Genomic DNA, 19,804 nt, shown 5'->3' with positions numbered 1-19,804 from the left:
ATAAAATACAAATAAATAACATATAAACAACAAAACAGCATCTTGTCCCGCACTATGCATAAATGGCGACTAAATATTTTATAAACGATCGTTTTTTATTGATCTTCTTCACAGTTCATAGCCATTTCCTGGATAAAATACCCGCACCTTCCACTTATCCAGTAAAGGTAACTAAAATGGAAAATAATAGCCGTACAATGCCACATATAAGGCGAACAACGCATATTATGATGTTTGCCCACCGCAACAGTTTCGACTTTCATTTCTTTAATGCCCGTTAGTCTTCCGACTAAGGGCACTCAAGTATACAGGTCTTCCTGACTCTCTGTATCGCAGGCTAACGCCTGTATCCGCAGTGCTCTCCCTGCATAACCCTGTATTACCTGTGACCGGACCGGTTAGGGTTTATTGCATCTTCAAAAAAGCAACTTACTGATTTATTTATCAGCGGTATGACTTTGCTTTTTTTTCCGGAGTTATCAATTTCTCATTTGAGGAATTGAGGACCTGCTATTACCTAAAAATAAAGAGATGAAAATGTCAGAATTAAAAATTGCCGTAAGCCGTTCCTGTCCTGATTGTTTTTCTACGCAGCGTTCTTGCGTAAATATCGATGAAAGTAATTTTATTGATGTTGCTGCTATCGTGTTATCCATCAATGATATTGAACGTGGAAAACTCGATGAAATTGACGCCACCGGCTATGGGATTCCTGTTTTTATCGCCACCGAAAATGAAGAACGTGTTCCATCTGAACATCTGCCGCGGATCTCAGGTGTATTCGAATGTAATGAAGCCCGTACCGCCTTTTATGGCCGGCAGTTAGAAACCGCCGCCAGCCATTATGAAACGCAGTTACGTCCGCCGTTCTTCCGTGCGCTTGTCGACTATGTCAATCAGGGTAACAGCGCCTTTGATTGTCCTGGTCATCAGGGGGGCGAGTTTTTCCGTCGCCATCCTGCGGGTAATCAGTTTGTCGAATATTTCGGCGAAACACTTTTCCGCTCCGATTTGTGTAATGCCGATGTCGCAATGGGTGATCTGCTGATTCACGAAGGCGCGCCCTGCATCGCACAACAGCACGCAGCTAAAGTTTTCAACGCGGATAAGACCTACTTTGTACTGAACGGGACCTCCTCATCGAACAAAGTGGTGCTTAACGCATTGCTCACCCCAGGCGATCTGGTGTTATTCGACCGCAACAACCACAAGTCAAACCACCACGGCGCGTTATTGCAGGCCGGGGCAACGCCGGTATATCTGGAAACCGCGCGTAACCCGTACGGCTTTATCGGCGGGATCGACGCGCACTGCTTTGAAGAAGGCTATCTACGTGAACAGGTGAGTGAAGTTGCGCCACAACGTTCGAAAGATGAGCGTCCATTCCGTCTGGCCGTGATTCAGTTAGGTACCTACGACGGCACAATCTATAACGCCCGTCAGGTGGTGGATAAGATCGGTCATCTGTGCGACTACATCCTGTTTGACTCCGCGTGGGTTGGCTATGAGCAGTTTATTCCGATGATGGCCGATTGCTCTCCGCTGTTGCTGGATCTTAACGAAAATGACCCCGGCATTCTGGTCACCCAGTCAGTGCACAAACAACAGGCAGGCTTCTCTCAGACTTCGCAGATCCACAAAAAAGACAGCCATATTAAAGGCCAGTCTCGCTACGTGCCTCATAAACGAATGAATAACGCGTTCATGATGCACGCCTCCACCAGCCCGTTCTATCCGCTCTTTGCCGCGCTGGACATCAACGCCAAAATGCATGAAGGCGTCAGCGGGCGCAACATGTGGATGGACTGCGTCGTCAACGGAATTGATACTCGTAAGTTGATCCTGGAAAACTGCCACCATATCCGCCCGTTCGTGCCGGAGATAGTAGAGGGTAAACCGTGGCAGGCTTATCCCACCGCTGAAATCGCCAGCGACCTGCGTTTCTTCCATTTTGTCCCCGGTGAACACTGGCATGCCTTTGAAGGATATGCCGAACACCAGTACTTTGTGGATCCATGCAAATTGCTGCTCACCACTCCGGGTATTAATGCGCGTAACGGCGAATACGATACCTTCGGCGTTCCGGCTACCATTCTGGCTAACTTCCTGCGCGAAAATGGTGTGGTGCCCGAAAAATGCGACCTCAACTCCATCCTGTTCCTGCTGACCCCCGCAGAAGATATGGCGAAGTTGCAGCAGCTTGTCGCCCTGCTGGTACGTTTCGAAAAACTGCTGGAAGCCGATGCCCCGCTAGCCGAGGTTCTGCCCTCGATCTACAAGCAGCATGAAGCCCGTTACGCCGGTTACACCCTGCGCCAGCTGTGCCAGGAGATGCACGATTTGTATGCGCGTCACAACGTGAAGCAGCTACAGAAAGAGATGTTCCGTAAGGCACATTTCCCGCGCGTCAGCATGAATCCCCAGGATGCCAACTATGCATATCTGCGTGGTGAAGTTGAACTGGTGCGTCTGCCGGACGCTGAAGGTCGCATCGCGGCAGAAGGCGCGCTGCCTTATCCTCCGGGCGTGCTGTGTGTGGTTCCGGGTGAAATCTGGGGCGGTTCAGTATTACGTTACTTCAGCGCACTGGAAGAAGGAATCAATTTGCTACCGGGTTTTGCGCCTGAACTCCAGGGTGTCTACATCGAAGAACACGACGGTCGTAAACAGGTGTGGTGCTACGTGATTAAGCAACAAAGCGCGCAACACGCTCTGTTGAAAGGGGAAATGTTATGAGCAAAGCCAAATCCAACAAAATGGGCGTCGTCCAGCTCACTATCCTGACCATGGTTAATATGATGGGATCCGGAATCATCATGTTGCCCACCAAGCTTGCGGAAGTCGGTACTATCTCGATCATCTCGTGGCTGGTGACTGCTGTCGGTTCAATGGCGCTGGCCTGGGCCTTCGCAAAATGCGGTATGTTCAGCCGTAAATCTGGCGGTATGGGGGGTTACGCTGAATACGCCTTTGGCAAATCCGGTAACTTTATGGCGAACTACACTTATGGCGTTTCGCTGTTAATCGCCAACGTGGCTATCGCCATCTCCGCCGTTGGCTACGGTACCGAGCTGTTTGGCGCCACACTGACGCCGGTGCAGATTGGCCTGGCAACCATTGGTGTACTGTGGATCTGTACCGTGGCTAACTTTGGCGGGGCGCGCATTACCGGGCAGATCAGCAGCATCACCGTTTGGGGCGTCATTATTCCGGTTGTCGGTCTGTGTATCATCGGCTGGTTCTGGTTCAGTCCGACGCTGTACGCTAACTCCTGGAATCCACACCACGTCCCGTTCTTCACGGCTGTCGGTTCTTCCATTGCGATGACCTTGTGGGCTTTTCTGGGTCTGGAATCGGCCTGCGCCAACGCTGAAGTGGTAGACAACCCGGAACGCAACGTGCCCATCGCCGTATTGGGCGGTACGCTGGGCGCGGCGGTGATTTACATCATCTCCACCAACGTGATAGCCGGGATTGTGCCGAATATGGATCTGGCTAACTCTACAGCACCGTTCGGTTTAGCCTTCGCACAAATGTTCACCCCGGAAGTCGGTAAGGTGATCATGGCGCTGATGGTGATGTCCTGCTGCGGTTCACTGCTGGGCTGGCAGTTCACTATCGCTCAGGTATTCAAATCGTCGGCTGATGGGGGTTACTTCCCTAAAATCTTCTCTCGCGTGACCAAAGTAGACGCGCCGGTACAGGGGATGCTGGCTATCGTGATCATCCAGAGTGGTTTATCGCTGATGACTATCAGCCCGTCACTGAACAGTCAGTTCAACGTGCTGGTCAACCTGGCGGTGGTAACGAACATCATTCCGTATATTCTGTCGATGGCCGCGCTGGTAATTATTCAAAAAATGGCGAATGTTCCGTCGTCAAAAGCGAAACCGGCGAACTTCGTGGCGTTTGTTGGCGCATTGTACAGCTTCTATGCGCTCTACTCCTCTGGCGAAGAAGCAATGCTTTATGGTTCTATCGTGACCTTCCTCGGCTGGACGCTGTATGGCCTGGTATCACCGCGTTTTGAACTGAAAAATAAGCATAGTTAAATCCTGGCATAAAAAAGCCCGGTAGCGCTAAAGCTTACCGGGCCTACAAAACGCGTCAGTACAAACAAGACTTACGCGTTTTTCAGCACTTCGCTGACAATCTCAACGGCTTCTTTTTCGATCTGCTTGCGATGTTCTTCACCAAGGAAGCTCTCACAGTAGATTTTATAGGCGTCTTCAGTACCTGACGGACGCGCAGCAAACCAGCCGTTATCAGTCATCACCTTCAGACCGCCGATAGAAGCACCGTTACCCGGTGCCGCCGTCAGACGTGCCGTGATCGGGTCGCCCGCCAGCGTGCTGGCACTCACCATTTCCGGAGACAGCTTAGACAGCGCCGCTTTCTGCGCGGAGGTCGCGCTTGCCTGCAGGCGGTTGTAGCTTGGCGCGCCGAAGCGGGCTGCCAGTTCGTTGTAGTGCTCTTGCGGATTCTTACCAGTCACTGCGGTAATTTCTGCCGCCAGCAGGCACATGATGATGCCGTCTTTGTCGGTCGACCACGGTGTACCGTCAAAGCGCAGGAAAGAAGCGCCCGCGCTCTCTTCACCACCAAAGCCAAAGCTGCCGTCAAACAGACCGTCAACGAACCACTTAAAGCCAACCGGAACTTCGACCAGTTTACGCCCTAAATCATTCACTACGCGGTCAATCATCGCCGAAGAGACCAGCGTCTTACCGACGGCAACGTCTTTGCCCCACTGAGAACGATGCTGGAACAGGTAGTTGATCGCCACTGCCAGGTAGTGGTTCGGATTCATCAGGCCCGCCGGGGTGACGATACCGTGACGGTCGTAGTCCGGATCGTTGGCAAAGGCCAGATCGAACTTGTCACGCAGCGCCAACAGTCCCGCCATCGCGCACTCGGAGGAGCAGTCCATACGGATTGCGCCATCTTTGTCGAGATGCATAAAGCGGAAAGTCTGATCAACGTGATCGTTAACGATAGTCAGGTTCAGGTTGTAGTGCTTGGCAATACGCTTCCAATATTCGATACCGGAACCGCCAAGCGGATCGACGCCCAGCGTCAGGCCCGCTTTCTGGATCGCCGCCATGTCGACGATGTCGGCCAGTCCTTCAACAAACGGCTGAACCAGGTCCTGCTCTTTTACATGACCAGATGCCAGCGCAGCATCCAGCGACATACGCTTCACGCCTTGCAGACCATCAGCCAGCAGAGCGTTAGCCCTGTCTTCCACCACTTTGGTGACGTTAGTATCTGCCGGACCACCGTTTGGCGGGTTGTATTTAATGCCACCATCTTCCGGCGGGTTGTGGGATGGCGTGATCACAATGCCGTCAGCCAGCGGGCCGCCTTTTTTGTTGTGGACCAGGATAGCATTCGACACGGCAGGGGTTGGCGTAAAGCCGTTATTTTCCTGCACGATGACGTCCACGCCGTTCGCTGCCAGCACTTCCAGTACAGAGATAAAAGCCGGTTCAGACAGCGCGTGGGTATCCTTGCCCACGTAGCACGGGCCAGTGATCCCGTTTTTCGCACGTTCTTCAGCAATCGCCTGAGCGATAGCCAGAATATGCGGCTCGTTAAAACTATGACGACCTGCACTGCCGCGATGTCCGGACGTACCGAACTTGACGGCGTGCTCAGCGTTCCCTGCCGTTGGTTTCAGTACATAGTACTGTGCCGTCAGTTGGGCGACGTTAATCAAATCACTCTGTTGCGCAGGTTGACCTGCACGGTTGTGGATTGCCATTGCCTGGTCCTTCTAATGCAAGGATTAAATTGTTCCGCAAACCTTTTCAATCAATTCCGCAGGGAATTGCATTGACTGCATGATGTGCTCAACCATGCTGCATTTACGGCCGGTATTGGTATTGGTGATCACCCAGTACGGCGTGCCTGGCACGTGTTTTGGTTTAGTTTGATTACCATTTTTCAGCAGCGTCTGTTCATCTGCTGCAAAATAAACGCGCGTACGACCATGCAACGATTCCGTTGCTTCGGCGAACGCGTTTTGATCCAGTGAATAGAGTGTAGACAGCACCAGCATAAAGCGATTTACTGCTTTCTTCTGCTCCGCATATTCGTCGGACAGCAGCAGTTCACGCATCGCGCGCACTTTATCTTTTACGGGGTTAACCGGCTTCGCTTCCACGACAGCTTGCACAGCGCGGACTTCTTTTACTACCGGAGTGACAGGCTGTGATGCGGCGGAAAACTTCAACATACGCCGTAAAATGTCGGATGCGCTCTCGCCGATATGCTTGGTGTGGCTGGCAATATAGCTATAGAGTTCATCATCAACTTCAATCGTTTTCATCTTAATCCAGTGCAGTGTTTAGCTGAATACAAGTTGTTGGGGTCAACACGCGTAGTGTAAAGGCAAATCCCAACAGCGGATAGCGTCAAGCCTGGTGGCTGGCAAAACTCAGAGTAACCGTAGTTGTTGCAGCCATGTGGCAGAATGGTCAACATGATACCCTAACCCGTGAGTGTGAAAAAAAGAACTTTGCCATGAAATTGAATATCCGAGCGCAATCTGCGCAAAACCTGCACAATAATTCTCCCATCGTCCTGGTGCACGGCCTGTTTGGCAGTCTGGATAACCTGGGGATCCTGGCGCGCGATCTGGTGGCCGATCACGATATCATCCAGGTTGATATGCGAAATCATGGCCTCTCCCCGCGTTCACCTGTGATGAATTATCCGGCCATGGCGCAAGATCTGCTGGATACGCTGGACGATCAACAAATCGAAAAAGCGATCTTTATTGGTCACTCGATGGGCGGCAAAGCCGTCATGGCGTTAACCGCGTTGGCCCCGGAACGTGTCGAACGGTTGGTAGCCATCGACATTGCCCCCGTTGACTATCATGTTCGCCGTCACGATGAGATTTTTGCTGCCATTAACGCAGTAACTGACGCGCAGTCCTCTTCGCGTCAGCAGGCGGCGAGCGTCATGCGCCAGCATCTGCAAGAGGAAGGCGTGATCCAGTTTCTGCTCAAATCCTTCGTGGACGGCGAATGGCGCTTTAATGTTCCCGTGCTGTGGGAGCAATATCCTCATATTGTCGGCTGGGAGACCATCCCGGCGTGGGAACACCCGGCGCTGTTTATCCCCGGTGGCAACTCACCTTATGTTACCGAAGCGTATCGCGAACAACTGCTGGCGCAATTCCCGCAGGCTCGGGCGCACGTTATTGCAGGCGCGGGCCATTGGGTGCATGCGGAAAAACCGGAGGCGGTACTGCGCGCCATCCGTCGTTATCTGAGCGAGCAGGCTAACTGATTAAAAACTCAGCGTCTGCGCGTGATTACGCGCGTGGGCGTTGGCGTGTCTCCCCTGCTGATGTATTATGGCGGGCTATCCATCCGGGCAGACGCCTGGCTGATTGTTTCCCCGAAGTCACCAAGATCATGGCCAAAGAACAAACGGACCGTACGACATTAGATCTGTTCGCGCAGGAGCGTCGCCCGGGACGACCCAAAACTAATCCGCTCTCGCGTGATGAACAGTTACGTATTAACAAACGTAATCAGCTTAAACGCGATAAAGTTCGCGGGCTTAAGCGTGTCGAACTGAAACTGAACGCTGATGCTGTTGACGCTCTGAACGAGCTGGCCGAGGCGCGCAACATGAGTCGCAGTGAACTCATCGAAGAGATGCTGATGAACCAACTCAGCGCATTGCGCGGTCAGGCTTAGTCTGAATTTCTGCTCTAAATCATAAATCGTGTAGCACAGAGTGCAGTCCTGCGTGTTTGCTGTTTCCGCATGCCTGACTGTTCTGCTATGATTGCCCTTATCCGTGGGCAATGCGCCACCACCATTTCAATAAGTTTCAAGAGGTTATTTTACTCATGGCAATCACTGGCATCTTTTTCGGCAGCGACACCGGTAACACCGAAAACATCGCAAAAATGATTCAAAAACAGCTTGGTAAAGACGTTGCCGATGTACATGACATTGCAAAAAGCAGCAAAGAAGACCTCGAAGGGTATGACATTTTGCTGCTCGGCATTCCAACCTGGTACTACGGTGAAGCGCAGTGTGACTGGGACGATTTCTTCCCTACCCTCGAAGACATTGATTTTAACGGCAAACTGGTTGCATTGTTCGGCTGCGGCGACCAGGAAGATTACGCAGAATATTTCTGCGATGCGTTGGGTACAATTCGCGACATCATCGAACCGCGCGGCGCAACCATCGTTGGTCACTGGCCAACGGCGGGTTATCACTTTGAAGCGTCCAAAGGCCTGGCTGACGACGACCACTTTGTGGGTCTGGCCATTGATGAAGATCGCCAGCCTGAATTGACCGCCGAACGCGTAGAAAAATGGGTTAAGCAGATCTCTGAGGAGCTGCACCTCGACGAAATCATCAATGCCTGATTTTGTGTGGCGCAGATTTCCATCTGCGCCACATCAATAGATAAAACCAATCAAAATAATTGCTACAAATTTGTAACTTTTTCGTCTGACCCTGTACAATGGCCGGATGCCAATCGGGTATTGCACAGTGTGTTTGTCGGCGATACCACGTTTTGATTAACAATATATGCCAGAGACTTGCAGTTTTCATTTAGCCATGGCAGTTCTATAATGAATCGCATTATCTCAAGTGCAATTTCTGTCACTTCTGTTAATGAAGTGAATCGTTTAGCTACAGGACAGATTCCGCATGACTGACAACAATACCGCATTAAAGAAGGCTGGCCTGAAAGTAACGCTTCCTCGTTTAAAAATTCTGGAAGTTCTTCAGGAACCGGATAACCATCACGTCAGTGCGGAAGACTTATACAAACGTCTGATCGATATGGGTGAAGAAATTGGTCTGGCGACCGTGTATCGCGTGCTGAACCAGTTTGATGATGCCGGTATCGTGACCCGCCATAATTTTGAAGGTGGTAAATCCGTCTTCGAACTGACTCAACAGCATCATCACGATCACCTCATCTGCCTCGACTGCGGCAAAGTGGTCGAGTTCAGCGATGATTCCATCGAGGCGCGCCAGCGTGAGATTGCGGCTAAACATGGTATTCGTTTAACCAACCATAGCCTCTATCTTTACGGTCACTGCGCCGAAGGCGATTGCCGCGAAGATGAGCATGCTCACGACGGTAAATAATGTGATGCTTTCTGAAAAGCCAACCATTCGGTTGGCTTTTTTTATGGGCGTTATCACCCCTTTTCCCCTTCCCTCCACTCCTTTGTTGCTTTAATGTAAAATCAATAGTCCCTTCCCGGAGAGTCGAAATGGAACTTCGCCAGCTACGCTATTTTGTTCGCATTGTAGAAACCGGCAGCATGGGTAGCGCGGCGCTCGATCTCAATATTGGGGTTTCGGCACTCAGCCAGCAAATGTCCCGCCTGGAAAACGAACTCGCTATTCGCCTGCTGCAGCGCACCTCGCGTGGCGTGACGCCCACCAGCGCCGGACTGGCTTTTTACTCCCAGGCGCAGTTGGCGCTCCGCCACGCAGACGATGCAATCCTCGCCGCGCGCGAGTCCCGGCTTTCCGGGCACGTCAGCGTCGGTATGGCCCCCAGTACCGCTTCCGTTCTCGGCATGCCTTTTATTAACGCCATGCGGGAAAGCTATAGTGATGTCCGCCTGCATGTGGTGGAAAGCCTCTCTGGCAACCTGGAACGGATGATTAATACCCGCCAGATTGATCTGGCCGTGGTATTTCAAAAAGAAAAGCTCCTGCGCTGGAGCGCCAGACCGATTCTCGAAGAGCGCCTGTTTTTGATTGGGACTCATGCCTTACTGGCCGATATTGCCGATGACAATATTGCGCCAGCCCAGTTGGCAAGTATCCCATTGATAATGCCCAGCCCAGGCCACGGTCTGCGCGGCAGGCTGGAAGCAATTTGTCAGGAACACGCGCTGCGCATTGAGATCGCCACAGAAATTGATGGTCTGGCGCTGCTAATGCGCGCCGTTCGCAGTGGAATCGGCGCTACTCTCCAGCCCGGCGCGGCGATTTCCCATCTCGATAAAGAGACGCTAAGAGTGATCGGCGTCCATAATCCAATACTGAGTCGCCCCAACTTTCTGGTCAGCCTTTCTGATGATGAGCTCACCCCCGCGGGCCTCGCCGCCCGCGTCGTACTAACGAAAGTGATGCATCAACTGGTGGAAGCAGGAAGCTGGCCAGGCGCCATCCTTTACAATAACTAAAGCCCTCTTTAGCACTTCGTCATAGCGCCTGCACAAGCTGTGCGTATACATTTCAATTACAAATTTAACAATTAGTTAAATGGTAATGGAGTATACGATGGTTGATGTTCTGGTGATTGGCGGTGGCAATGCCGCGTTATGTGCTGCCCTAACCGCCCGTGAGCAAGGAGCTTCGGTACTCTTGCTCGAAGCGGCTCCACGGGAATGGCGCGGAGGAAATTCTCAACACACGCGTAATCTGCGCTGTATGCATGACGCGCCGCAGGATGTGCTGGTGGAAAGCTATCCTGAAGAGGAGTTCTGGCAGGATCTGCGGCGCGTCACCGAGGGAAATACTAACGAAGCCCTGGCGCGTCTGGTGATCCGCACCTCTTCACAATGCCGCGACTGGATGCGCCAACACGGCGTTAATTTTCAACCTCCTCTCTCCGGTGCTTTACACGTAGCGCGAACCAACGCCTTTTTTATGGGGGGCGGGAAAGCCCTCGTGAATGCCTATTATCGCAGCGCAGAAAAGTTAGGCGTGCAAATCCGCTATAACACACCGGTGCAGGCGCTTGAACTGCATAACGGTGAGTTTGTGGCAGCGCTGGCAGGCGAAGAGCGCATAACCGCTAAGTCCTGCGTGCTTGCCGCTGGCGGATTTGAGTCAAACCGCGAATGGCTGCGCGAAGCCTGGGGAGAGAACGCCCGCGGCGAGTGGCCTGCGGATAACTTCCTGATTCGCGGCACGCGCTTTAATCAGGGCGTACTGCTTAAATTTATGATGGATGCCGGGGCGGACATCATCGGCGACCCCTCCCAGTCACACTGCGTCGCCATTGATGCCAGAGCGCCATTATATGACGGCGGGATTTGCACCCGCGTGGACTGCGTTTCACTCGGCATAGTAGTCAACCGTGACGCAGAACGTTTTTATGATGAAGGCGAAGATTTCTGGCCCAAACGCTACGCCATTTGGGGACGCCTGGTCGCCCAACAGCCAGGACAGATTGGCTATTCCATTATCGACAGTAAAGCCATCGGCCACTTTATGCCACCGGTATTCCCCGGCGCACAGGCGAAGACGCTGGCGGAGTTGGCGCATCAGTTGGGGCTGGATGCCGAACGCTTTACCCACACCGTGACGGCGTACAACAACGCCTGCCAGCCAGGTCAGTTCGACCATACCGTCCTGGACAACTGCACGACGAAGAAGTTAACCCCCGCGAAAACACACTGGGCGCGACCGCTGGACCAGCCACCTTACTACGGCTATGCCCTGCGGCCAGGGATCACCTTCACCTATCTTGGGTTAAAAGTGAACGAACGAGCTGCCGTACACTTTGCCGGGCAACCAAGCCGCAACCTGTTCGTCGCCGGAGAGATGATGGCGGGCAACGTGTTGGGCAAGGGTTACACCGCAGGCGTGGGCATGTCGATCGGGACAACCTTTGGCCGCATTGCCGGAAAAGAAGCCGCGCTGGCAGCACGAAAGGAGGCACGTCATGAAGCAGCTTGAGAAACTGATCATCGAAGCACAAATTATCACCGAGCCGGAAGCAGAAGTTGAACGTGTGATGCAGGTCTGTAACGCCTGCCGCTATTGTGAAGGTTTTTGCGCCGTGTTCCCGGCAATGACTCAGCGCCTGGAATTCGGTAAAGCGGATATCAATTATCTGGCTAACTTGTGCCATAACTGCGGCGCCTGCCTGCACGCGTGTCAGTATGCCCCACCCCATGAATTTGCCATCAACGTACCGAAGGCGATGGCGGAAGTGCGGCTCGAAACCTATCAGCACTACGCGCAACCCGCCGCCTTTGGCGCGCTTTATCGTCGCGCAGGCATCACTGTGACGCTGGCGCTGGTTTTCGGTCTGATCCTGTTTTTACTCCTCGCCATGAGTTTAAAGGGCTCGTTATTCCATCCTCCGCTGGCCGGGGATTTTTATCAGATTTTCCCGCATAACCTGCTCGCATGGATGTTTGGTTCGGTATTTATTCTGGCGATAGGTCTGCTGATGGCGGGTGTTCTGCGCTTCTGGCGCGAAATCTCTCCGGGTGTACCGCGTTCCGCTGAAATTGCTGAAGCCTCGCACAATGCGCTGACGCTGAAGTATCTCGATGGTGGGCATGGCAAAGGTTGTAACGAAGCAGATGATGCCTTCACCCTGATGCGCCGCCGTTTCCATCACTTCACCTTCTACGGTTTTATGCTCTGCTTTGCCGCCACCGTGGTGGCAACGGGCTATCACTACTTTGCAGGTATAGAAGCGCCCTATCCGTTCTTCAGCGTTCCGGTAATGTTGGGCACGTTGGGCGGCATTGGCCTGACTGTCGGCCCGGCTGGCTTGCTATGGCTCAATTTTAAGCGCTCACCGCTGCATGGCGACGCACGGCAAAAACCGATGGATCGCGGTTTTATTTTGCTGCTGCTCCTGACCAGTCTGACCGGTTTAGCGCTGCTGGCGGGAAGAGACACCTCCTGGATGGCTATTTTGCTCGCCATTCACCTCGGCGTGGTCATGGCGCTCTTTCTGACCATTCCTTATGGAAAATTTGCCCACGGATTTTACCGCTGCGCAGCCTTACTCAAGTGGGCGATTGAGAAACGGCGCGGCAAACAGGCGGGGGTCGCAGGCGACTAACCCGCAAACTCTTACCTCTATAAATATTATGATAAGACAGTGGAGCAAACCCAATGACACAACAACCATCGCGCGCCGGAACTTTCGGCGCAATACTGCGGGTAACCAGCGGTAATTTCCTCGAACAGTTTGACTTTTTTCTGTTCGGTTTTTACGCCACCTATATCGCAAAGACCTTCTTTCCTGCAGAGAGTGAATTTGCCGGGCTAATGTTAACTTTCGCCGTGTTTGGTTCAGGTTTCTTAATGCGGCCTGTTGGCGCAATTGTGCTGGGTGCTTACATCGACAGAATTGGTCGCCGTAAAGGACTGATGGTGACGCTGGCGATTATGGGCTGCGGTACCCTGCTGATTGCCCTGGTACCTGGTTATCACAGTATTGGTCTGCTGGCCCCTGTCCTGGTATTACTCGGCCGATTATTACAGGGCTTTTCTGCAGGGGTGGAACTGGGCGGCGTCTCGGTTTATCTTTCTGAAATCGCCACCCCTGGCAATAAAGGCTTCTACACCAGCTGGCAGTCCGCCAGTCAACAGGTCGCCATTGTGGTGGCAGCTCTGATTGGTTACGGCCTGAACGGCACCCTGGGACACGATGAGATTTCTGAATGGGGCTGGCGTATTCCATTCTTTATTGGTTGCATGATTATTCCTTTGATCTTCGTGCTCCGCCGCTCGCTTCAGGAAACAGACGCCTTTTTACAACGCACACACCGTCCCGACACCAGGGAAATTTTTACTACTATCCTCAAAAACTGGCGTCTTATCGCTGCGGGTACGCTGCTGGTGGCGATGACCACAACGACGTTCTACTTTATTACCGTTTACACACCGACCTATGGTAGAGCTGTACTTCACCTGAGCGCTCGCGACAGCCTGATCGTCACCATGCTGGTCGGTATTTCTAATTTTATCTGGCTGCCGATTGGCGGGGCGATTTCTGACCGAATTGGTCGTCGTCCGGTGTTGATGGGGATTACCATCCTTGCACTGATCACCACCTGGCCGGTTATGCACTGGCTCACCGCCGCGCCAGATTTCACGCGCATGACGCTGGTCCTGCTTTGGTTCTCGTTCTTTTTTGGTATGTACAACGGGGCAATGGTCGCCGCACTCACCGAGGTGATGCCTGTCTATGTGCGTACGGTGGGCTTTTCACTGGCATTCAGTCTTGCCACGGCGATTTTTGGCGGCCTTACGCCAGTCATCTCCACAGCGCTGGTCCAGCTAACCGGGGATAAAAGCTCACCGGGGTGGTGGCTGATGTGTGCGGCACTTTGCGGGCTCGCCGCCACGGCAATGCTGTTTGTCCGGCTGAGTCGGAGTTATCAACCGGTGGAATATAAACCCTGAAATGCAAACGGGCGGAAAACTCTCCGCCCGTTGTCTGTTTCATTTTTCGATTTACTGCGCAGTATTCTTGCTACGAATTTCCTGCCAGACCTTGTCGCAATCAGCATTAACGGACTGACCATTACCCGTGCGCGTAGCCTGGATGCACTGCTGATAATCCAGTACGCGTACGCTTTCTTCATTGGCAAACTGCTGATGCTGCTTTTCTTTCTTCAGCACATTCAACACGCTTTGGCAGGCTTCGATTTTCTCCGGCGATCCTTGCGCGGTAGTAATGCACGCGCTGTAGGCTTCTTTCAGACGGCTGTCTTCTTTTGGTGCCGGGGATTGCGCGCAAGCCACCAGCCCGGATGCCATAACAGCGATGAGTATCAGTTTTTTCATAGCACTTTCCTCAACGATGCGGCAGGCGCCCGGCCTGCCGCTGTTGGCATTAGAAGATGGTGAACGGAGCAATAACGATGAATTTCACGTCACGCTCATCCTGGAAGATGTTGCCGTAACCACCGCCCCAGCTCGGAATGTCTGAATGGTTGTCGTACTGGGTGAAGTGCAGTTTAAACATGGTGCCCTTCGCACGCCCCTCTTGCAGGGTATAGACCGCATCCAGGCTATAAGAAGATTCTTCGATAGTCCGGTTTTTGTCGTAGTACGTATCCGGATTGATCTGCCAGGTTGATGGCTTGGCATCCCATGCGTAAACGTAGGACGCGCCCACTGCCCAGCCCGGCAAATTCCAGTTCTTCAGGTCATACATTGCGCCGAAGAAGACAGCCTTTTCGCCGTTGGCGTTGAAGTCGGAACGGTTATCCCACCAGATATCCAGGCGACCGTTTGATGAGGCGTAGGTCGGGGTCATACGCTGCAGGAAGTACCCCTGCTGCCCGTCCGCTTTAACCCAGGTCCCTTCCAGACGCAGGTCAACCACTTCCGCCACTTTGTAGCCAAAGGTCAGCGCCTGCAGCCAGGCCGTACCGTCATAAATATCGTTCACGGTGCGATCATCAACTTTGTCGCGCGCGCCGTAGAACTGATAGCTGGTGGTAAACGGGTTACCGCCTAAATCGAATTTATAGCTGGCTTTTGCGAAGTACTGGTCGACGTAGCCTTCAGACTGACCAAATGCGGCTTCCAGCAACAGGTTATTTTTGAAGTCATATTTCGCGCCGATTGAGTGCAGATAATCTACGCTGGTCTTTTTATCAGCCTGATAGAATTTATCGACTTCAGTGTGCCATGGTGCTTTATATTCGTTGGCCCACATATAGGAGAAGCTCAGTGCACCAGCATCACCATAGTCGAAGTTGGCTCCGGCTTCAGCACCCTGATAGGTACCTGGCATAAAGCTCCAGTGCGGAGCCAACAGAGTCTGTCCGGTTGGTTGAATGTAACCGGCGCGCGCCCAGGTTGGGCCGAATTTAAATTTGGCTGCTGCTTTATAAAGGCTAATTCCGCTCTTATCGCCGGAGTAATCTTCATCATAGCCTTTATTTTTTGACGAGAATGCAATTTCGTTTGGATGGCCGCTTTCGCTACTTTCGTTCATTTCAATAGCGGTAAATGCTGCGATATCAATACCAAACATATCAGCCGCATAACCGGACTGGAAGTCGAGGTTAGCGTTCCAGGTGGAGTGAGAAAGGTTGGTTTTGTATTTGTCGTGATCGGTCACATCTTTACGGTCACGCTCACGCTGCCAGTAATAGATGCCGCCGGTTAAGGTTGAGTCATCAATAAATCCCTCGGCGTGTACCTGGGGAGCGACAACGAAACCCGACATTGCTGTGATACCGGCGATAGCCAGCGCCAGCGTACTACGTTTGCCACTAAACGTACGCATATGTTAATCCTCTTTGACGTATAACCCTTCGTTTTTCAAGCTGCATCGGTGTTGGCTTTACTCGGCCTTTGGCCTCGCCCCTTCGGGGACAGCGCACGCGCTGCGTCTCCGCCTTGATACAACTCGAAATCCATTGGGTATAAAATGCTGCCGACAAAAGCGGACAGCGAAAAAACAAAAATTAAAAAAGTAGCGCTGAGAAAACCTCAGTGACTACAATGAATAGACTATTTTTCGCGACGCGAATTATCAATCTCTTTCTGTAACGAGTATGTAATAGTATGAGCAACCGCACATATTTTCTTGTTTTCTGTTACATTTTGCTTTGGGAGTAAAAAAAGTCACAAAAACAAGAAAAAACACTTTATATACATATAGATATCTTCAATTTTATTATTATATATATAATTCAACCCTTAATAATTGTCTTTGCATTCGCAAAACAAATTAATTCTCGAACGTCATTAATTCGCTCTGCAAACAGAACGTTCGAGCTCCTGAATTCACTCTCCGTCGTTGATGTGACCGTCCTCGGATTTTCCACACAAATACACTCACTTTATAAGGTTTTTATTGACAGCTACCGGGTGTCCCATTATTCAAAGATGCAGGTTATACGTATAAGTTGATAAATAAATGACAAAACGCATCACACAGAAAGACGTCGCGGCCCTGGCTGGCGTTTCACAGGCGGTGGTATCCGTGGTACTCACCAAAGGAAATCACACCTACCCACAGGAGACAGTGATCCGGGTTGAGCAAGCGGCTAATCAGCTGGGATATATACCGAACCGTTTTGCACAAGCGCTGAAAACCAATAAAACCATGTCGATCGCCTGCATCGTGCCGGATATCGCCAACCCTTTTTATGCCTCGCTCGTCCGTGGTGTCCAGTCGGTGACGGATAGGTATCACTACGATGCGATCGTGGCCAGCACCGATGGATTACGGGAAAGAGAGCTGCATTTTTTGCGCTGGTCAGCGCAGGGGCGGGTCGACGCCGTGGTAGGGACATTTTTTAACGTCGGGATGAAAGATTTTGCCCCGTATCTTCAGGCAGGGATCCCGATTGCACGTATTGAAGCCAGGATGAAAAAAAGCGGCCCGCTACCGCTGCATAATGTTTATATCGACAACGCCGCTGCCGCGCGCAGCGCCGTCGAATATCTGCTGGCACAGGGGCACCAAAATATCACGATGATCGCCAGCGCTGGCGGTCCTGAGCCTGCCAGAGTGGAAGGATATCGCCAGGCGATGACCCAGGCCGGCCGCCTTCCGCGCATCAAAATTCTGCCAGGTTTTAACGAACAGAGCGGCTATCAGATCGCGATGCAGCTGATTAATGACGGTACGCTCCCGGATGCGATTTTCGCCGCCAACGATTTAATGGCTATCGGCGTGATGCGTGCCGCAAGGGAGAAAGGCATCACTATCCCGGAGCAGCTTGCGGTGATGGGTTTCGATGATATTCCCGCCGCCGGGCTGGTGACCCCTTCCCTGACCACTATCGCCCAGTACCCGGAGCAGCTTGGGCAAAAAGCGGCCGCCCTCCTCCTGGCACAAACCGATATCACCGCGCCGCTCCAGGGCAGCACCACAGAAATGCCCTGGGGCCTGGTAAAAAGAGAATCCGCCTGACCGGCTGATAAAACACCACACAAGGATCAAACAGATGGAATTGCCTTCAGATTATGAGTCGCGCGTTTATGCAGGGGTGTTAGGGAAATTAATCGGCGTCTACCTTGGCCGCCCTTTCGAAGGGTGGACCTACGAAAAAATTATGCAGGAGCTGGGGCCGATCCAGTATTACGTCCACGAAAAATTTAACCGTCCGCTGGTTGTCACCGACGATGATGTCGCCGGAACCTTTACCTTTATCCGCGCACTGGAAGATTATGCCCTGCCGCCGGATCTGAGCGCGGAACAGATGGGTCACTGCTGGCTTAATTACATCATTGATAAGCGCACCATCCTCTGGTGGGGCGGCAACGGTAATTCGACGGAACACACCGCCTGGCTGAATCTCAAAAAAGGCATTCCGGCTCCGCTAAGCGGAGCCATTGCGACCAACGGGAAAACGATTGCCGAACAGATTGGCGCACAAATCTTTATTGATAGTTGGGCGCTTGTCGCACCGGGACAACCCCGTCTGGCGGCAGAACTTGCCAAAAACGCCGCCAGCGTAAGCCATGACGGCGAAGCGGTGTATGCCGCCATGCTCTGGGCGGCAATGGAGTCACAGGCCTTTATTTGCCAGGAGATCGAACAGCTTATTGACGTCGGATTATCCGTGATCCCGGCAGAGTCGCAAATAGCCCAGTTGGTTGGCGATATCCGTCGCTGGCGACGGGAAGATAACGACTGGCAGACGACCCGCCAGCGAATCGACGACAACTATGGCTATCACAAATATCCCAGCAATTGTCACATCATCCCTAATCATGCGCTGATGATTATGGCGATCCTTTACGCGCCGGACGACTTCCAGCAGGCCCAGTGCATTGTCAATACGTCAGGATGGGACACTGACTGCAATGCGGGGAATGTCGGCTGTCTGTCCGGCATTATGCTGGGACTCCAGGGTATTGACGCAGGCCCGGACTGGCGCGGGCCGCTGGCGGACAGAATGCTGATCTCCTCAGCCGACGGGGGGTTCTCCATAAACAACGCCGTGCGGATCACCGATTACCTGGTCGGGCTGGGACACCAGATTGCCGGTCTGCCGCGCCCTGAAGCCAAAAAATCCGGCGCGCAGTACCATTTCTCACTACCGGGCAGCGTGCAGGGTTTCCGCTGGCTTAATGAAGAAAATGCGGCCGCGGTTGAGGTTAAGAATGAGGCGCACCTGGGGCGGCAAATGTTGAGTCTGCACTATCGCCATCTTGCGCCCGGACTTCACGCCAGCGTGACCACGCAAACCTTTACCCCGCCTGAAATTGTGGAAATGCGCAGCTACGATTTAATGGCTACCCCACTTATCTACCCAGGCCAGCGTCTTCAGGCCACACTGATAGCCCCGCCGGATAACACCGCCGCGTTAAACGTGCGGCTCTGCTACCGGGTTTATGATGACAACAATCAGCTGACGCCCCAGTACGGCGACGCGCAGAGCATAGCCCCGGGTGAATCGCTAACACTGGCGTTGGATCTCCCGGACTGCCAGGGCCAACCGATCGGCGAGATTGGCGTAACAATCAGCACCGATGCCCGCGTTGCCCGCGGTCGCCTGCTCATCGACAGTATGCGCTGGGACGGCGCACCTGAGCTGACCCTGCGTAAACCCACAGGGGAAACTAATTTTTGGTGGCGAGCCTGGGTAAACGGCGTGGATCTCTTTTCACGCCACTATCCCACCAGCTTTCGCATCTCCAAAGAGTACGACGAGGGATTGATTATTCACGGAACGCGGCAGTGGGATAACTACCGCGTTCAGAGTGACATTACGCTGCATTCAGGGGAGTACGGCGGTCTGGCTTTTCGGGTGCAGGGGATGAGGCGCTATTACGCCGCGCGCATCCTGCGCGACGGAAAATTACAGATCGTCCGCGTGCGCGACACCAGCACCAAAGTTCTGGCAGAAGCGGCGTTGTCCGACGTGTACGAGCGCCCTGTGTCGTTCGATATTAGCGTCAACGGGCAGATTATCTCCGCGACCGTTGACGGTAAAACGCTGCGCGTGGAGGACGCTGAACGCGAAGCCTTGATGGATGGCGGGATCGGTTTACTGATTTGTGCGGGTGCGCTGTCGACGGACGCTATCCATATCAGCGCCAGTTGTTAATTAACGGAAATGGAC

Annotated in this window: 18 protein-coding genes; 14 read left to right on the top strand and 4 right to left on the bottom strand. The window is 52.8% G+C overall.

Features of this window, described 5'->3' with window-relative positions:
* Positions 1–176: 176 nt before the first annotated feature.
* The 3 genes from speFL to potE all read left to right on the top strand — a co-directional run bounded on the left by speFL (position 177) and on the right by potE (position 4,052).
* Positions 177–281, top strand: coding sequence for a leader peptide SpeFL (gene speFL, locus OGV75_RS11845; protein WP_114149115.1), 105 nt, complete (start codon positions 177–179; stop codon positions 279–281).
* A 256-nt stretch (positions 282–537) separates the two neighbouring features.
* The gene (gene speF, locus OGV75_RS11840; RefSeq protein WP_047501716.1) at positions 538–2,736 is read left to right on the top strand and encodes an ornithine decarboxylase SpeF; all 2,199 of its coding nucleotides are present in this window, start codon (positions 538–540) and stop codon (positions 2,734–2,736) included.
* Positions 2,733–4,052 carry a putrescine-ornithine antiporter gene (gene potE, locus OGV75_RS11835; RefSeq protein ID WP_016155987.1) on the top strand — a complete coding sequence of 440 codons (1,320 nt, stop codon included), beginning with the start codon at positions 2,733–2,735 and terminating at the stop codon, positions 4,050–4,052. Before speF ends, potE begins: the two co-directional genes overlap by 4 nt.
* A gap of 71 nt (positions 4,053–4,123) precedes the next feature.
* Here the strand turns inward: potE and pgm are convergent, their stop codons facing one another.
* On the bottom strand, positions 4,124–5,764 hold the full coding sequence (pgm, locus tag OGV75_RS11830) for a phosphoglucomutase (alpha-D-glucose-1,6-bisphosphate-dependent) (protein WP_286480696.1): 1,641 nt from the start codon (positions 5,762–5,764) through the stop codon (positions 4,124–4,126).
* Between the two features lie 24 nt (positions 5,765–5,788).
* Positions 5,789–6,331, bottom strand: coding sequence for a replication initiation negative regulator SeqA (gene seqA / locus OGV75_RS11825; protein WP_016152261.1), 543 nt, complete (start codon positions 6,329–6,331; stop codon positions 5,789–5,791).
* A 194-nt stretch (positions 6,332–6,525) separates the two neighbouring features.
* Between seqA and ybfF the strand changes: the two genes are divergently transcribed.
* The 9 genes from ybfF to OGV75_RS11780 all read left to right on the top strand — a co-directional run bounded on the left by ybfF (position 6,526) and on the right by OGV75_RS11780 (position 14,168).
* Entirely contained in the window at positions 6,526–7,299 is a 774-nt protein-coding gene (gene ybfF / locus OGV75_RS11820) for an esterase (RefSeq protein ID WP_032947058.1), read from the top strand.
* Positions 7,300–7,427: 128 nt separating this feature from the next.
* The gene (gene ybfE, locus OGV75_RS11815) at positions 7,428–7,715 is read left to right on the top strand and encodes a LexA regulated protein (RefSeq protein WP_003022842.1); all 288 of its coding nucleotides are present in this window, start codon (positions 7,428–7,430) and stop codon (positions 7,713–7,715) included.
* 155 nt (positions 7,716–7,870) lie between these two features.
* Positions 7,871–8,401, top strand: coding sequence for a flavodoxin FldA (fldA, locus tag OGV75_RS11810; protein ID WP_003022839.1), 531 nt, complete (start codon positions 7,871–7,873; stop codon positions 8,399–8,401).
* 210 nt (positions 8,402–8,611) lie between these two features.
* Positions 8,612–8,698 (top strand): ryhB-regulated fur leader peptide, encoded by an 87-nt coding sequence (locus tag OGV75_RS11805; RefSeq protein ID WP_049259739.1) that lies wholly within the window; start codon positions 8,612–8,614, stop codon positions 8,696–8,698.
* Positions 8,691–9,137: a ferric iron uptake transcriptional regulator gene (gene fur / locus OGV75_RS11800; protein WP_003022836.1), complete on the top strand. Its 447-nt coding sequence runs from the start codon at positions 8,691–8,693 to the stop codon at positions 9,135–9,137. The genes OGV75_RS11805 and fur overlap by 8 nt, the downstream gene beginning before the upstream one ends.
* A gap of 128 nt (positions 9,138–9,265) precedes the next feature.
* Positions 9,266–10,192, top strand: a complete 927-nt coding sequence (tcuR, locus tag OGV75_RS11795) for a tricarballylate utilization LysR family transcriptional regulator TcuR (protein WP_047501718.1) — start codon at positions 9,266–9,268, stop codon at positions 10,190–10,192.
* Between the two features lie 97 nt (positions 10,193–10,289).
* On the top strand, positions 10,290–11,693 hold the full coding sequence (gene tcuA, locus OGV75_RS11790) for an FAD-dependent tricarballylate dehydrogenase TcuA (RefSeq protein ID WP_286480695.1): 1,404 nt from the start codon (positions 10,290–10,292) through the stop codon (positions 11,691–11,693).
* On the top strand, positions 11,680–12,819 hold the full coding sequence (gene tcuB, locus OGV75_RS11785; protein WP_101699818.1) for a tricarballylate utilization 4Fe-4S protein TcuB: 1,140 nt from the start codon (positions 11,680–11,682) through the stop codon (positions 12,817–12,819). The genes tcuA and tcuB overlap by 14 nt, the downstream gene beginning before the upstream one ends.
* Before the next feature lie 53 nt (positions 12,820–12,872).
* Positions 12,873–14,168, top strand: a complete 1,296-nt coding sequence (locus OGV75_RS11780) for an MFS transporter (RefSeq protein ID WP_286480694.1) — start codon at positions 12,873–12,875, stop codon at positions 14,166–14,168.
* 51 nt (positions 14,169–14,219) lie between these two features.
* Here OGV75_RS11780 and OGV75_RS11775 read toward each other — a convergent pair whose 3' ends face one another.
* Complete coding sequence (locus tag OGV75_RS11775; protein WP_016155980.1) at positions 14,220–14,552, bottom strand: ChiQ/YbfN family lipoprotein; 333 nt, start codon at positions 14,550–14,552, stop codon at positions 14,220–14,222.
* A gap of 49 nt (positions 14,553–14,601) precedes the next feature.
* Positions 14,602–16,008 carry a chitoporin ChiP gene (gene chiP / locus OGV75_RS11770; RefSeq protein WP_142417701.1) on the bottom strand — a complete coding sequence of 469 codons (1,407 nt, stop codon included), beginning with the start codon at positions 16,006–16,008 and terminating at the stop codon, positions 14,602–14,604.
* Positions 16,009–16,644: 636 nt separating this feature from the next.
* Between chiP and OGV75_RS11765 the strand changes: the two genes are divergently transcribed.
* Entirely contained in the window at positions 16,645–17,646 is a 1,002-nt protein-coding gene (locus OGV75_RS11765) for a LacI family DNA-binding transcriptional regulator (RefSeq protein ID WP_137366608.1), read from the top strand.
* 34 nt (positions 17,647–17,680) lie between these two features.
* Positions 17,681–19,789, top strand: a complete 2,109-nt coding sequence (locus OGV75_RS11760; protein ID WP_286480693.1) for an ADP-ribosylglycohydrolase family protein — start codon at positions 17,681–17,683, stop codon at positions 19,787–19,789.
* Positions 19,790–19,804: the final 15 nt, after the last annotated feature.

The organism is Citrobacter sp. Cb028 (genome assembly GCF_030336705.1).
Classification (GTDB): Bacteria; Pseudomonadota; Gammaproteobacteria; order Enterobacterales; family Enterobacteriaceae; genus Citrobacter; species Citrobacter braakii.
Note: the sequence above shows the minus strand (reverse complement) of the source record. Positions and strands in the feature narration are given on the sequence as shown.

What these genes read in the sequence shown, in the direction of transcription:
- seqA (WP_016152261.1), bottom strand. Translation starts at nt 6,331, where the DNA reads ATGAAAACGATTGAAGTTGATGATGAACTCTATAGCTATATTGCCAGC.
- chiP (WP_142417701.1), bottom strand. Translation starts at nt 16,008, where the DNA reads ATGCGTACGTTTAGTGGCAAACGTAGTACGCTGGCGCTGGCTATCGCC.
- OGV75_RS11805 (WP_049259739.1), top strand. Translation starts at nt 8,612, where the DNA reads ATGAATCGCATTATCTCAAGTGCAATTTCTGTCACTTCTGTTAATGAA.
- OGV75_RS11780 (WP_286480694.1), top strand. Translation starts at nt 12,873, where the DNA reads ATGACACAACAACCATCGCGCGCCGGAACTTTCGGCGCAATACTGCGG.
- OGV75_RS11765 (WP_137366608.1), top strand. Translation starts at nt 16,645, where the DNA reads ATGACAAAACGCATCACACAGAAAGACGTCGCGGCCCTGGCTGGCGTT.
- ybfE (WP_003022842.1), top strand. Translation starts at nt 7,428, where the DNA reads ATGGCCAAAGAACAAACGGACCGTACGACATTAGATCTGTTCGCGCAG.
- tcuA (WP_286480695.1), top strand. Translation starts at nt 10,290, where the DNA reads ATGGTTGATGTTCTGGTGATTGGCGGTGGCAATGCCGCGTTATGTGCT.
- fur (WP_003022836.1), top strand. Translation starts at nt 8,691, where the DNA reads ATGACTGACAACAATACCGCATTAAAGAAGGCTGGCCTGAAAGTAACG.
- potE (WP_016155987.1), top strand. Translation starts at nt 2,733, where the DNA reads ATGAGCAAAGCCAAATCCAACAAAATGGGCGTCGTCCAGCTCACTATC.
- speF (WP_047501716.1), top strand. Translation starts at nt 538, where the DNA reads ATGTCAGAATTAAAAATTGCCGTAAGCCGTTCCTGTCCTGATTGTTTT.
- OGV75_RS11775 (WP_016155980.1), bottom strand. Translation starts at nt 14,552, where the DNA reads ATGAAAAAACTGATACTCATCGCTGTTATGGCATCCGGGCTGGTGGCT.
- tcuB (WP_101699818.1), top strand. Translation starts at nt 11,680, where the DNA reads ATGAAGCAGCTTGAGAAACTGATCATCGAAGCACAAATTATCACCGAG.
- ybfF (WP_032947058.1), top strand. Translation starts at nt 6,526, where the DNA reads ATGAAATTGAATATCCGAGCGCAATCTGCGCAAAACCTGCACAATAAT.
- speFL (WP_114149115.1), top strand. Translation starts at nt 177, where the DNA reads ATGGAAAATAATAGCCGTACAATGCCACATATAAGGCGAACAACGCAT.
- fldA (WP_003022839.1), top strand. Translation starts at nt 7,871, where the DNA reads ATGGCAATCACTGGCATCTTTTTCGGCAGCGACACCGGTAACACCGAA.
- OGV75_RS11760 (WP_286480693.1), top strand. Translation starts at nt 17,681, where the DNA reads ATGGAATTGCCTTCAGATTATGAGTCGCGCGTTTATGCAGGGGTGTTA.
- tcuR (WP_047501718.1), top strand. Translation starts at nt 9,266, where the DNA reads ATGGAACTTCGCCAGCTACGCTATTTTGTTCGCATTGTAGAAACCGGC.
- pgm (WP_286480696.1), bottom strand. Translation starts at nt 5,764, where the DNA reads ATGGCAATCCACAACCGTGCAGGTCAACCTGCGCAACAGAGTGATTTG.